12 protein-coding genes are annotated in these 12,542 nt (G+C 75.8%); 5 read left to right on the forward strand and 7 right to left on the reverse strand.

The genetic code is table 11. The annotated features are described in order from the left end of the window. Positions 1-3: 3 nt before the first annotated feature. Entirely contained in the window at positions 4-414 is a 411-nt protein-coding gene (locus tag R4Z62_RS02865; protein ID WP_491519034.1) for a GNAT family N-acetyltransferase, read from the reverse strand. A 15-nt stretch (positions 415-429) separates the two neighbouring features. Next, on the reverse strand, positions 430-1,941 hold the full coding sequence (locus tag R4Z62_RS02870; protein ID WP_491519035.1) for a fatty acyl-CoA synthetase: 1,512 nt from the start codon (positions 1,939-1,941) through the stop codon (positions 430-432). Between the two features lie 148 nt (positions 1,942-2,089). On the opposite strand from R4Z62_RS02870, the gene R4Z62_RS02875 reads away from it, so the two are divergent. After that, positions 2,090-4,498, forward strand: coding sequence for a penicillin acylase family protein (locus R4Z62_RS02875; protein ID WP_491519036.1), 2,409 nt, complete (start codon positions 2,090-2,092; stop codon positions 4,496-4,498). Positions 4,499-4,666: 168 nt separating this feature from the next. Beyond that, positions 4,667-6,463: a serine hydrolase domain-containing protein gene (locus R4Z62_RS02880; protein WP_491519037.1), complete on the forward strand. Its 1,797-nt coding sequence runs from the start codon at positions 4,667-4,669 to the stop codon at positions 6,461-6,463. 92 nt (positions 6,464-6,555) lie between these two features. On the opposite strand, the gene R4Z62_RS02885 is transcribed toward R4Z62_RS02880, so the two are convergent. The 4 genes from R4Z62_RS02885 to R4Z62_RS02900 form a co-directional block, all read right to left on the reverse strand. After that, complete coding sequence (locus tag R4Z62_RS02885) at positions 6,556-6,747, reverse strand: DUF2795 domain-containing protein (protein WP_064531245.1); 192 nt, start codon at positions 6,745-6,747, stop codon at positions 6,556-6,558. A 124-nt stretch (positions 6,748-6,871) separates the two neighbouring features. Then, positions 6,872-8,452, reverse strand: coding sequence for a phytoene desaturase family protein (locus R4Z62_RS02890; protein WP_173860797.1), 1,581 nt, complete (start codon positions 8,450-8,452; stop codon positions 6,872-6,874). A 73-nt stretch (positions 8,453-8,525) separates the two neighbouring features. Then, a complete protein-coding gene (locus R4Z62_RS02895) occupies positions 8,526-9,386 on the reverse strand; it encodes an oxygenase MpaB family protein (protein WP_064531247.1) in 861 nt (286 codons plus the stop codon). A gap of 81 nt (positions 9,387-9,467) precedes the next feature. Then, complete coding sequence (locus tag R4Z62_RS02900) at positions 9,468-9,860, reverse strand: four-helix bundle copper-binding protein (RefSeq protein WP_064531248.1); 393 nt, start codon at positions 9,858-9,860, stop codon at positions 9,468-9,470. 244 nt (positions 9,861-10,104) lie between these two features. Here R4Z62_RS02900 and R4Z62_RS02905 point away from each other — a divergent pair, with 244 nt between their 5' ends. From R4Z62_RS02905 to R4Z62_RS02915, 3 genes are all read left to right on the forward strand, one after another. After that, entirely contained in the window at positions 10,105-10,473 is a 369-nt protein-coding gene (locus tag R4Z62_RS02905; RefSeq protein ID WP_064531249.1) for a DUF6479 family protein, read from the forward strand. Positions 10,474-10,695: 222 nt separating this feature from the next. Then, positions 10,696-10,821, forward strand: a complete 126-nt coding sequence (locus R4Z62_RS02910) for a hypothetical protein (RefSeq protein ID WP_491519038.1) — start codon at positions 10,696-10,698, stop codon at positions 10,819-10,821. Next, positions 10,818-11,309 carry a DUF1360 domain-containing protein gene (locus R4Z62_RS02915; protein ID WP_355484207.1) on the forward strand — a complete coding sequence of 164 codons (492 nt, stop codon included), beginning with the start codon at positions 10,818-10,820 and terminating at the stop codon, positions 11,307-11,309. The genes R4Z62_RS02910 and R4Z62_RS02915 overlap by 4 nt, the downstream gene beginning before the upstream one ends. A 38-nt stretch (positions 11,310-11,347) precedes the next feature. On the opposite strand, the gene R4Z62_RS02920 is transcribed toward R4Z62_RS02915, so the two are convergent. Beyond that, positions 11,348-12,358 (reverse strand): questin oxidase family protein, encoded by a 1,011-nt coding sequence (locus tag R4Z62_RS02920; RefSeq protein ID WP_491519039.1) that lies wholly within the window; start codon positions 12,356-12,358, stop codon positions 11,348-11,350. Between the last annotated feature and the right edge of the window lie 184 nt (positions 12,359-12,542).

A 12,542-nucleotide genomic window follows, 5' to 3' on the forward strand; every position in this document is an offset into this window, starting at 1 on the left:
CCATTACGACGCGGTACTACGTCCCGTCGACGTTGGGGGCTCCACACCCAGATCCCCGCCAGGAGCGTCACGGTCAGTAGTGATTCCGGAGCCAGATTGATCAACTGGCGACAGTTGAATACGCGAGCCCACCAGTACCGAGGCCGGCTCCGCCGCCCCGGAGCGTTCCACGACGGCGAAGGCGAACCGGTCGCCGCTCTGTCGCCGCCGCCGCTGCTCGTCGATCCAGCGCAGCGCGCCCGCCTCGTCGGGGATGGAGTGGCTGAGGAAGCGGCGCAGGAGCGGGTCGCGGTACAGCACGGCGAGTTCGGCGGCGTACGCCGCGCGCCAGGGGCACAGCAGGAGCGCGGGCGCCGTGACGGTGACCGGAACCGGGCGGTCGGTGCGGCCGGGGGCCGGGGGCTGCGTCGGCATGCGCCCCATCGTGCCCTACGGGCGCGGCGCGTCGCCGCGGAGCCGGTCGCGCAATTGCCGTTTGAGGATCTTCCCGCTGGCGTTGCGCGGCAGGGCGTCGACGAGGACCACCCGCTTCGGCGCCTTGAACGGGGAGAGGCGTGCGCGGGCGTGGGCGATCAGCTCGGCCTCGGTGACCTCGCCGCGCGGGACGACGACGGCGGTGACGGCCTCGATCCACTGCGCGTCGGGGAGGCCGACGACGGCGGCCTCGGCGACGGCGGGGTGGGTGTGCAGCACGTCCTCGACCTGGCGGGAGGCCACCAGCACTCCCCCGGAGTTGATGACGTCCTTCACCCGGTCGACGACCGTGTGGTAGCCGTCGGCGTCGCGCACCGCCAGGTCGCCGGAGCGGAACCAGCCGTCCCGGAACGCCCCGGCGCTCTCCTCGGGCCGGTCCCAGTAGCCCTCGCACAACTGCGGTGAGCGGTAGAGGATCTCGCCGGGTGTGCCGTCCGGCACGTCCTGTCCGTGCTCGTTGGCGAGGCGGGCCTCCACGAAGAGCACCGGCCGGCCGCAGGAGTCCAGCCGCCCCTCGTGCTCGCCGGGGCCCAGCACCATGGCCAGCGGGCCGATCTCGCTCTGGCCGAAGCAGTTGTAGAAGGCGAGGTGCGGCAGACGCGCGCGCAGCCGTTCCAGGACGGGCACCGGCATGACGGAGGCGCCGTAATAAGCCTTGCGCAGACCGGCGAGGTCCCGGTGGGCGAAGTCGGGCCGGCCCGCCAGGGCGATCCAGACCGTGGGCGGGGCGAACAGGCTGTCGACGCGCCCGGCCTCCACCAGGTCCAGGACGCGGTCGCCGTCGGGCGCGTCCAGGACGGTGTTGGTCGCGCCCACGGCGAGGTAGGGCAGCAGGAACACGTGCATCTGCGCCGAGTGGTAGAGCGGCAGCGCGTGCGCGGGCCGGTCGTCCGCCGACAGGTCGAGGGCGGTGATCGCGCTCAGATAGGCGTGCACGAGGGCCCGGTGGGTCATCATCGCGCCCTTGGGCAGCGCGGTGGTGCCCGAGGTGTAGAGCAGTTGGACCAGGTCCTCGGCGTGCGGGGCGGGGCCGTCGTAGGGCGGTGCGGACGGGAGCGCGGCGAGCAGCGAGCCGTCGGTGTCGCGCAGCGCCCAGGACGGTGTGCCGCCGGGCAGCCGGTGGGCGAGGTCCGGGTCGGTCAGGACCAGCGCGCTGCCCGACTGCCCGACGATGTACGCCAGATCGTCGCCGGTGAGGTTCTGGTTGACGGGCACATGTACCAGGCCCGCGCGGGCGCAGGCGAGGAAGGCGATCAGATACGCGTCGGAGTTGTGCCCGTAGGCGCCGACCCGGTCGCCGGGGACGAGGCCGCGGGCGCGCAGCAGGGAGGCCGCGCGGGAGACGGCGTCGTCGAGCGCGGCGTACGTCCAGGAGCGGTCGCCGTACTCGACGGCGGTCCGCGCGGGCGTGCGCCGGGCGCTGCGCCGCAGGACCCCGTCAACCGTACTGCGGTGTCCAGGCGTCATGACACATGATCCTGGGTCCGCCGCCGGAGGAGGTCAAGCATCGCGCGCTCCCCGCTCCGCCGGGGGCACACGGCGTGACCACCGCCTCGGGCACCCGCCCGGTCGGCGCGCTCACCCGCTTCATCCATCCCTGACGCCGGGAGGCACGATGCGCACCACCCGCTTCAGAAGACTCCTCGTCGCGGCCGTCGCCCTGCTCACCGGGTCCGCCGCGTTACCGGCCGCGGCGGCCCCGCAGCACGGCCGCCAGGAACACCCCTCGCACGGCGGGCTGTCCGCCGTGATCCGGTACACCGAGTACGGCATCCCGCACATCGTCGCCGAGGACTACGCGGACCTCGGGTTCGGCACCGGCTGGGCACAGGCCGCGGACCAGGTGTGCACGCTGGCCGACGGGTTCGTGACCGTGCGGGGCGAACGCTCCCGCTGGTTCGGCGCGAAGGCGGCGCCCGACTTCTCGCTCTCCTCGGCCTCCACCAACCTCTCCAGCGACCTGTTCTTCCGCGGGGTGCGGCAGTCGGGCACCGTGGAGCGGCTGCTCGCCGAGCCCGCACCGCGCGGGCCGAGCCGCGCGGCCAAGGACCTGAACCGCGGCTTCGCCGCCGGGTACAACGCCTGGCTGCGGCAGCACCGCGTCACCGACCCGGCCTGCCGGGGCGCCGCCTGGGTGCGTCCGGTGACCGAACTCGACGTGGCGGCACGGCTGTTCGCCTTCGCGGTGCTCGGCGGGGAGGGCCGGGCCGTGGACGGCGTCACGGCCGCGGCGCCGCCCGCGCCCGGGACCGGGTCCGTGCCGCCCGCACCGGATCCCGGCCGCGCCGCCGGGGCCGCCCGCGCGCTGTTCTCCGCCGAGGACGCCGACATGGGCTCCAACGCGGTGGCCTTCAGCGGCGCCACCACCGCCGGCGGGCGCGGGCTGCTGCTGGGCAACCCGCACTACCCGTGGCAGGGCGGGCGCCGCTTCTGGCAGGTGCAGCAGACCGTCCCGGGCGAACTGGACGTGATGGGTGCCTCGTTGCTGGGCTCGCCGGACGTGCAGATCGGCCACACCGCGCGCTTCGCCTGGAGCCACACCGTCTCCACCGGCGTCCCCATGAACCTCCATCAGCTCACCCTCGACCCGGCCGACCCGACCGTGTACCTGGTCGACGGCGCGCGGGAGCGGATGACCCGGCGGACGGTCGCCGTCGCGGTGCGCGGCGGCCCGCCGGTGACCCGCACCCAGTGGTGGACGCGCTACGGTCCCGTCGTCACCTCGCTCGGCCCGGCGCTGCCGCTGCCGTGGACGGCCACGACGGCGTACGCGCTCAACGACCCCAACGCGGGCAACCTGCGGATGTCCGACACCTCGCTGGGGCTCGCCCGCGCCCGGGACACCGCGGGCGCCCTGGCCGCGCTGGACCGCACCCAGGGCCTGCCGTGGGTGAACACCATCGCCGCCGACTCGGCCGGCCACTCGCTGTACACGCAGGCCCAGGTGCTGCCCGGGATCACCGACGAGCTGGCGCGGCGCTGCTCCACCCCGCTGGGCCGGGCCACGTATCCGGCCTCGGGTCTCGCGGTGCTGGACGGTGCGCGCGGCGACTGCGCGCCGGGCACCGGCTCCGGTGCCGTGCAGCCGGGGATCTTCGGGCCCGCGCACATGCCGGTGCTGAAGGACGCGCCGTACGCGGAGAACTCCAACGGCAGCGCCTGGCTGAGCAACGCCGACCGGCCGCTGACCGGGTACGAGCGGATCTTCGGGACGGCCGCCGCCGAGGCCGGGCTGCGCACGCGCGGCGCGATCGAGGACGTGTCCGCGATGGCGCGCCGGGGCCGGCTGACCGTGGCGGACCTCCAGCGGCAGCAGTTCGCCGACCGGGTGCCCGCCGGTGACCTGGCGGCGGCCGACGCGGCGAAGGCGTGTGCCGCGCTGCCGGGCGGCACGGCCACGGGCAGCGACGGCCGGGCGGTCGACGTGCGGGACGCCTGCCGGGTGCTCGCGCGCTGGGACCGCACCGTGCGCACCGGCAGCCGGGGCGCGCTGCTCTTCGACCGGCTGTGGCGGCATCTGCCCGGGGGCGGCCTGTGGAAGGTGCCGTTCTCGGCGGCCGATCCGGTGCGTACGCCGAACACGCTGGACACCGCGGCGCCCGCGTTCGCCACGGCGCTCGCCGACACGGTCGCCGAGCTGCGGGCGGCGGGCATCGCGCTCGACGCGCCGCTCGGGGAGCACCAGTTCGTCGTGCGCGACGGCGAGCGCATACCGGTGCCGGGCGGCACCGAGGCGCTGGGCGTGTGGAACAAGGTCGAGTCGGCGTGGGACCCGGCGCACGGCGGCTACGCCGAGGTGTCGACCGGTTCCAGCTACATCCAGGCGGTGGGCTGGGACGGCAGCGGCTGCCCGGTCGCCCGCACCCTGCTGACGTACTCCCAGTCCTCGAACCCGCTCTCGGCGCACCACAGCGACCAGACGCGGCTGTTCTCGGCGCAGAAGTGGGTGACGTCCCGGTTCTGCGAGAAGGACATCCTGGCCTCGCCCGCGCTGCGCGTGGTGCGGGTGCACGAGCACCGGTAGGTGCGTGCGGGGCGGGGGCCGGACGGCCGCCGCCCCGCCCCATGTGTCGTCACCTGAGCGCGTGTTCGCGCACGCCCCGTTGACAACGGCCGCTCCTGACATAAAAGTTTCACCCCGCACAGCAAGTCTCGAAAGATACTTTCAGGCGGCGCGCGGGAGGACTCCACGATGAGTGACGGCACGGCAGCAGCGGAGGGGCGCGGACTCACCCGGCGCCGACTGGGCCAGGTGTCCCTGCTCCTGGGCGGCGCGCTCGGCATCGCCGCCCTCCCGGCGGCCCCGGCCGCCGCGACCGCCCGGCCCGGACCCGCTGCCGCGCGGGCGACGCTGCGGCACGGCTCCGCGCGGCAGGCGGGCCTGCTCCCCGGCCCGCTGCGGCAACTCGTCGCCGACGCCGAGGCGTTCCTCGGGCCGTCCCCCGCGCACCCCTGGTACGCGGGCGCGGTGCTGCTCGCGGGGCGGGGCTCCACCGTGGCCCTGCACGAGCCGATCGGGATGGCGGTGCGCTACGCGTCGTACGACGAGAAGACCGACACCGCCGTGGAGTTCCCGCCCGAGCAGCAGCACCCGACGACCAGGGACACCGTCTTCGACCTGGCGTCCCTGTCCAAGCTGTTCACCTCGATCCTGGCCGTCCAGCAGATCGAGCGGGGCGCGCTGGAGCTGGAGGGCACGGTCGCCTCCTACCTCCCGGACTTCGCGCGCGCGGGCAAGCAGTCCATGACGATCCGTCAACTGCTCACCCACACCTCCGGTTTCCGGCCGGACCTGCCGCTGTACGACGCGCCGACGTACGAGCGGAAGCTGGAGATGATCTGGGACGAGGCGCCGCTGAACCCGCCCGGCACCGTGTACCTGTACTCCGATCTGAACATGATCTCCCTGCAACTGGTGCTGGAGAAGATCACGGGCCGCCCGCTGGACGTCCAGCTGGCCGAGGAGATCGCCGGGCCGCTCGGTCTGCGCCGCACCCGCTACAACCCGCCCGCCTCCTGGAAGCCGTCGATCGCCGCCACCGAGGACGCCCGCAAGCCCTGGTCGGCCCTTGACCGGGGCCTGGTGTGGGGCGAGGTGCACGACGAGAACGCGTACAGCCTGGGCGGGGTCGCCGGGCACGCGGGTGTGTTCTCCTGCGCCTGGGACCTGGCGGTGCTCGCCCGGACCCTGCTCGACGGCGGCGCCTACGGGCACGCCCGCATCCTGCGCCCGGAGTCGGTGAAGCTGATGTTCACCGACTTCAACACGGCCTTCCCCGGCGACGCGCACGGCCTCGGCTTCGAGCTCTACCAGCACTGGTACATGGGCGCGATGGCCACACCGACCACGGCGGGCCACACCGGCTTCACCGGTACGTCGCTGGTGCTGGACCCGACGACCGACTCGTTCCTGGTGGTGCTCGGCAACTCGGTGCACCCGGTGCGCGCCTGGCGCTCCGGTTCGGCTCCCCGGGTCGCGACCGGCAACGACCTGGCGCGGGCCGTCGCGGTCCGCCCGGAGCGGGGCCGTACGGCCTGGTTCTCCGGCATGGCGAGCGCGGGCACCGCGACGCTGGCGCTGCCCGCGCTCGACACCTCGGCGGGCGGGGCGCGGCTGCGCTGCTCCCTGTGGTGGGACACCGAGCCGCAGTCGGACGTGCTCGTGCTGGAGGCGTCCGCCGACGGGGGCGCGGCCTGGCAGCCGGTGCCGTTCACGGCCGTCCGCCGCGGCGGACCCCCCGAGCGGCACCCGGACGGCACCGCCACCGGCTACTCCGGGCGCCGCTGGCACGAGGTGACCGCCGCGCTCCCGGCGGCCCGGCAACTGACGCTGCGCTGGCGCTACACCACGGACCGCCTCTATGTGGGGCGCGGCGCGTACGTGGAAGCCCAGCGGGTCCAGACGCGCCGGCGGGTGCTGTTCGACGAGTCCCGTCCGGCGGACGCGGCCCGGCTGGAGGCGCGGGGCTGGACGGCGTCCGCCGACTGAGCACGCGAGGGCCGCCGCACGGACGACGGGCCCGCCTCCCGGTGGGGACGGCGGGCCCGCGGGTCCGGCAGGACCGTCGCGCGCACGGACGGTCAGTGGTCGAAGACGGCCTTCTGCACCTCGTTCGGTCCGTCGAAGTGATCCTGCCGGAGACCGTCCAGCCGGCTGACGATCTTGTCGTCCGCCTTGTTCTTCCGGGCGCGGTCCACCAGGTGCTGCTTGTCGGTGGGGTAGTCGGCGCCGCTGAGGGCCTTCTGGAGGTCGATGGGGCTGAGGTCGGCCATGAGGGTGCCTCCTGTGGGGGGTGCGGCCGCCGGGGAGGGCGGCCCGGTCGTACCGCGGACTCCGTCGTACGCCGTGCCGCGGGATCCTTCCTCCTGTCGGGGTGCCCCCGCCGGACGCGGGCATTCAGCCGTCCTGCCCGGCCGGTCCCCCCTCCAGCACCGCCATGGCCGCGTTGTGCCCCGGTACGCCGCTGACCCCGCCGCCGCGCACCGCGCCCGCCCCGCACAGCAGCACGTTGGCGTGCGCGGTCTCCACGCCCCAGCGGCCGGTGCCCTCCTGGGCGTAGGGCCAGCTCAGCGCCCGGTGGAAGATGTTACCGCCGGGCAGGCCGAGGTCGCGCTCCAGGTCCAACGGGGTCCTGGCCTCGACGCACGGCCGTCCCTCGGCGTCCCGCGCCAGGCAGTCGGCGAGCGGTTCGGCCAGGTGCGCGTCGAGCTGGGCGAGGGTCGCGGCCAGCAGCTTCTCCCGTACGGCGTCGTTGTCGCGGGCGAACAGCCGCGCCGGGGTGTGCAGGCCGAACAGGGTGAGGGTCTGGTGGCCGCTCGCGCGCAGGTCCGGGCCGAGGATCGTGGGGTCGGTCAGCGAGTGGCAGTAGATCTCGGAGGGCGGCGCGGCGGGCAGCTCGCCCGCCGCGGCCTGGGCGTGGGCGGCGGCCAGCTCACGGTAGCCCTCGGCGATGTGGAAGGTGCCCGCGAACGCCTCGCGCGGATCGACGGAGGTGTCCCGCAGCCGGGGCAGCCGCTCCAGCAGCATGTTCACCTTGAACTGGGCGCCCTCGGCGGGCTCGGGCGCCTGCCCGCCCGTGAGGGCGGCCAGCGCCTGCGGGGAGGCGTTCACCAGGACGTGCCGGGCATCCACCGTGCCCTCGCCGTCCCCGGTCCGGTAGGTGACCTCGGCGCGGCGCCCGTCGGTGGCGATACGGACCGCCTCGTGGCCGGTGAACAGGTGGGCGCCCGCCGCGCGCGCCGCGTCCGCGAGGGCGTCGGTGAGCGCGCCCATGCCGCCGACCGGCACGTCCCAGGCGCCGGTGCCGCCGCCGATCACGTGGTAGAGGAAGCAGCGGTTCTGCGGCAGGGCCGGGTCGTGGGCGTCGGCGAAGGTGCCGATGAGCGCGTCGGTGAGGACCACCCCGCGGACCAGGTCGTCGGCGAAGAACCGCTCCACGGCCACCCCGACGGGCTCCTCGAACAGCATCCGCCAGGCGTCCTCGTCGCCGATCCGGCGGCGCAGCTCCTCGCGGCCGGGCAGCGGCTCGGTCAGGGTGGGGAAGACCTGCCGGGCGACCTCGCCGGTCAGGGCGTAGAAGCGCTGCCAGGCCCGCCACTCGCGGTCCGAGCCGGTGAGCCGGGCGAACGCCTCCCGGGTGCGTTCCTCGCCGCCGCCCACGAGCAGCCCGGTCGCCCGGCCGTCCCGCCGGGCCGGGGTGTACGAGGAGACGGTGCGCGGGCGCAGCCGCACGTCCAGGCCGAGGTCGCGCAGGATCTTCCCGGGCAGCAGGCTGACCAGGTAGGAGTAGCGGGACAGCCGGGCGTCCACCCCGGCGAACGGGCGGGTGGAGACGGCCGCGCCGCCGGTGTGGTCCAGCCGTTCCAGCACCAGCACCGACCGGCCGGCGCGGGCCAGGTAGGCGGCGGCGACCAGGCCGTTGTGCCCGCCGCCGACGATCACCACGTCGTAGCCGCCGGATGCCTCGTGTGCGCTCATGGCTCTTGGTAGCACGAGGAGTTCCGCGGCGGCCAGGGCGCGGGCGGCCGCGGACGCCGGGGCGGCGTGCCGGTCAGGGGGTGCGGGAGCGGCGGGGCGCGGGGCGGGCGCCGGGGCCGAGCCGCGCCACCGCGCTGAGGATGTGCCGGGGCGGGAGCTGCCAGCGCACCTGCGCGGGGACGCAGCGCAGCAGCGCGCCCGCCGTCCGCAGCCGCCGGGTCACGACGGCGGGCGCCGGGGCGGGTCTGCCGTACAGGTCGTGCGCGTACGGGGGCAGGGAGGCGTAGGCCAGGTGCGCCACCTGCCGCCAGAGCACCTCGCGGGCCGGGACGAGCAGCGGGTGGACGGGCGGGCGGCGCAGGAAGTCGTCCACGGCGCGGGCGTCGGCACCGGCGGCGAGCTCCGGGCGGACCCGGGCGAAGTAGGCGGCCAGTCCGGCGCGGGAGGCGGGCACGGTGTCCGGGTCGAGGCCGACCAGCCGGGCGCTCGTGCGGTGCTCGGCGACATAGCGGTCGGCGCGGGCGCGGGTGAGCGGGAAACCGGAGCGCCACAGCACGTGCAGATAGGAGTCGATCTCCGCGCAGTGCACCCACAGCAGCAGCTCGGGGTCGTCGATCCCGAACCGCGCGCCGGTGTCCGGGTCGGTGGCCGACAGCAGCCGGTGGATCCTACGGACCCGGGCGCCCGCCCGCTCGGCGGCGTCGGTCGTGCCGTACGTGGTGGTGCCGACGAAGTGCGCGGTGCGCAGCAGCCGGCCCCAGGCGTCGCGGCGGAAGTCGGAGTTCTCCATCACGCCCCGCACCGCGCGCGGGTGCAGGGCCTGGAGGTACAGGGCCCGGATGCCCGCGATCCACATCATGGGGTCGCTGTGCGCCTGCCACGTCACCGAACCCGGGCCGAAGAGGCCGGGGTCGCCCGTGCGTATGGTCTCCACGCAGGCAGGCTAACGCGGCGCCCGCGGCGGGTCGACGGGCGGGCCGGACAGCCGGGCGGGCCCGCGCGCGACGCCTGCGGCTCAGCGCAGGCCGGCCGTGAACTCGCCGCAGGTCTTGGCGCAGGTGCGGCAGGCGTCCGCGGCCTGCTCGGCGCCGGGGTGCCGGTCGAAGACGTGGGCGGTCTCCAGGCAGACGGTCACGCACCACTCCAGCTGTGCGCGGACGGCGGCCTCGTCCTCGCTGTTCTGCTCGGACAGCACTCTGCACGTGGCGTCGCAGACCTCCGCGCACATGATGCCCCTGCGCCGCAGGAGCTCCAGTTCCTCGCCCTGGCCGATGTCCACCAGACTGGCGCGCAGCGCGCAGGCCCGCGCGCACTCCGTACACGCCTGCGCACACGCGAAGCGGTCCTCCAGGAACCGGACGAGTTCCTGTTGCGAAGGCGTCGATGATGTCGTATGCGTCGTGGTCACGCCTTGCGAGTAGCCGGTGCCACGGCCGCCAAACCCGGGGCGCGCGGGGGCCGCGGCCGTCCTCAGTCACCCGGGCGGCGGCACGGGAGGGCCGGGACCGGTGCGCGAGGCGGAGCGGTGCCGGGTCCGTGAGGCCCGGGTTCGCGGGGGAGGCCGGGTTCGCGGGGGAGGCCGGGTTCGCGGCGGGGGCCGGGTTCGCGGCGGGGGCCGGGTTCGCGGCGGGGGCCGGGGGTACCCGCGGCCCATGGACAACGCACCGCTGGACATCGCCGCGGCCCACGGGGCCGCGATCGGCATCTGGCCGTTCGTCGCCGGGCTCGTCCTGGTGGCCCTGCTGATCGGCGCCTTCTGGATGGGCGCGCGCATCCGCCGCCGGGAGCCCGCGCCACCGCGCCCCGACGAGCAGCCTCGGCTGCCCGACTCGGGCCCGGTCGGCTCGGTGCTGGAGAACCGCGAGCCGGACGAAGTGCCGCACGACGGCGACCGGTTGACGCCGCACCGGCTGCCGGGCCACGGCAACGCGGGCACCCGGACCGGTGCCCCGGCGCCGCGTCCGCGCTGGGACGCGGGCGGCAGCGGATCGTTCGGCAGCGGCGGCCCCGGACGGCACTGAGCAGCGGTACCGGGCACCCGTACTGGGCGCCGGACCGTCCGAGCCAGGACCGCCCGAGCCAGGACCGCCCGTCCCAGCCGCCGCCCGCCGCCCGCAGTTCACCGTCCACCGTTCGCCGTTCACCGACCCGCGCGACGGCCCGGCTGGACGCCGGTCCCGCCGTGGCGCCCCCCGCACCGCCGACGGGGGAGAACCTGAGGAACCGAGGGAGAAGTGAGAGCCATGGCCCAAGACCCCGGCCGCAGCGAACTGCCGCCGCCCGACCACGACCGCCTGCCGGTGGCCGACGTGCGCACCGCGCGCCTGGGGCACAGGCGGTCCGAGGCCGCACCCGGGGAGCCGGCGTGACGGGCGGCGGGCACGGGTACGCCGACGGGGACGAGGCGCCCCTCGGCGGCTACGCCGCGCTCGCGGCGGCCTTCGGCGCCGGGGCGGCGCTGTTCGGCGCGGCGGCCCGCCGACGAGGTGTGCGGCTGCCCGACGGGGTGCCGCCCTGGGACGTGCTCCTGCTGGGCGCGGCGACGTTCAAGTCCTCGCGCCTGCTGACCAAGGACAAGGTCACCAGCTTCGTACGGGCGCCCTTCACCCGCCGCACGGAGGAGCTGCCGGCCGGTGAGGTCATGGACGAGCCGCGCGGCAGCGGGCTCCGGCGCGCGGTCGGTGACCTGGTGTCCTGCCCGTTCTGCGTCTCGGTCTGGACGGCCGGGGCGCTGACGGGCGGCTATGTCGTCGCGCCCCGGGCCACCCGGCTGGTGTGCGCGGGCCTCGGCGCCGTCACGGTGGCGGACTGGCTCCAGTACGCCTGGACCCTCACGGAGCAGGAGGCGGAGGGCTGAGCCGGGCCGGGCGGACCGGCGGCCGGGCCGCCCGGCGCTCACCTCAGGGGTTCGCTCAGTTCCACCGCGCGCAGGGCCGCCGCGAGGGCCCGGTCACCGCCGACGTCGAGGGCGGTGTCGGTCAGCTTGATGACGTGCTCGTCGCCGTGCGCCAGGGCGAGGGCGACGACCTCCTCCGGGGCGAACGTGCCCGAGGGGCGGTAGGCCACCGGTGTCTTCGGCGCGTACATCGCGGTCACCGCCGCTGACGCCGTCCAGGCGGCCCGCAGGCTCGGCACCCACAGGGCGCGGGGCAGCGCGGGCAGGGCGCGCAGCACGGCGTTGGGCGCGGTGGCCGCGTGCACGAGCATCGTCTCCTCGCCGTGGCCGTGGGTGACGTACCGGTGGGTGGCCGCGCGCACCAGTTCGGTCAGCCGCCGGTGCGCCTCGTCGGGGTCGGTGACCCCGGTCGCCCACACGGGCAGCGCCGTCACCCGTTCGAGTCGGGCCGGGAAGCCGCCCTCCGGGTCGGTGAGGGGCACCACGGCGTCCAGGGCGGCGGCCGCACCGGGCGCGCCGGGCAGCGGGGCGAGGCCGGTGACGGGGCGGTGCCGGGCGGCCCAGTAGCCGAGGCCGTGGGCGAGTTCGGCCAGGCGCGGCCCGGTGGCCTCCCCGCCCAGCAGGGTGCGGACGGCGTGGCCCACCCGGATCACCGGGTGGGTCGAGCCGCCGTACAGACCGGGCAGCAGCCGGGGCCACCACTCGGTGAGCACCTCGCGCCAGGGCCGCTCGGCCGTCTCGTGCGTGAAGTGGCCGATCCAGTCGGCGACGCGGCGCGGATCGCCGAGCGCCGTGCGCCAGTCGGCGCGGGTGACGGGTTCGACGGCGGCCGGGAACTCCTCCAGCTTGTCCGCGTACCGGTCCAGCCAGCGGTGCACCGCGCCCGCCTGCCCGTGCGCGGCCAGCGCCTCGACCGCCATCGGGGCGTGGTTGGTGAGCCGTCCGAGCCGTTCCGGACCCGCCCGGTGCAGCCGCTGCAACGCCTCGTCGAGCATCCCTGTCGCATCCATGGCGAGGACCCTAGGCGGGCGGCACCGGGCGGCGTAACGGGCGGAAGTCCTACGCCCCGCGCCCCCGGTCGCGGTCCTTTCGGCCCTCGCGGGGAGATCCGCGGTCCCGGGCCCGGCCGTAGGACGGGGCGCCGGAGGGCGTACGTCCAGATGGAGCACATCGGAGCGGTACGTGCCCGGGACG

This window comes from Streptomyces sp. PL-25 (assembly GCF_058344915.1).

Bases quoted from the DNA above. Each gene is read 5' to 3' on its own strand.
- R4Z62_RS02865 (WP_491519034.1), bottom strand. From the start codon at position 414: ATGCCGACGCAGCCCCCGGCCCCCGGCCGCACCGACCGCCCGGTTCCG.
- R4Z62_RS02870 (WP_491519035.1), bottom strand. From the start codon at position 1,941: ATGACGCCTGGACACCGCAGTACGGTTGACGGGGTCCTGCGGCGCAGC.
- R4Z62_RS02875 (WP_491519036.1), top strand. From the start codon at position 2,090: ATGCGCACCACCCGCTTCAGAAGACTCCTCGTCGCGGCCGTCGCCCTG.
- R4Z62_RS02880 (WP_491519037.1), top strand. From the start codon at position 4,667: ATGAGTGACGGCACGGCAGCAGCGGAGGGGCGCGGACTCACCCGGCGC.
- R4Z62_RS02885 (WP_064531245.1), bottom strand. From the start codon at position 6,747: ATGGCCGACCTCAGCCCCATCGACCTCCAGAAGGCCCTCAGCGGCGCC.
- R4Z62_RS02890 (WP_173860797.1), bottom strand. From the start codon at position 8,452: ATGAGCGCACACGAGGCATCCGGCGGCTACGACGTGGTGATCGTCGGC.
- R4Z62_RS02905 (WP_064531249.1), top strand. From the start codon at position 10,105: ATGGACAACGCACCGCTGGACATCGCCGCGGCCCACGGGGCCGCGATC.
- R4Z62_RS02910 (WP_491519038.1), top strand. From the start codon at position 10,696: ATGGCCCAAGACCCCGGCCGCAGCGAACTGCCGCCGCCCGACCACGAC.
- R4Z62_RS02920 (WP_491519039.1), bottom strand. From the start codon at position 12,358: ATGGATGCGACAGGGATGCTCGACGAGGCGTTGCAGCGGCTGCACCGG.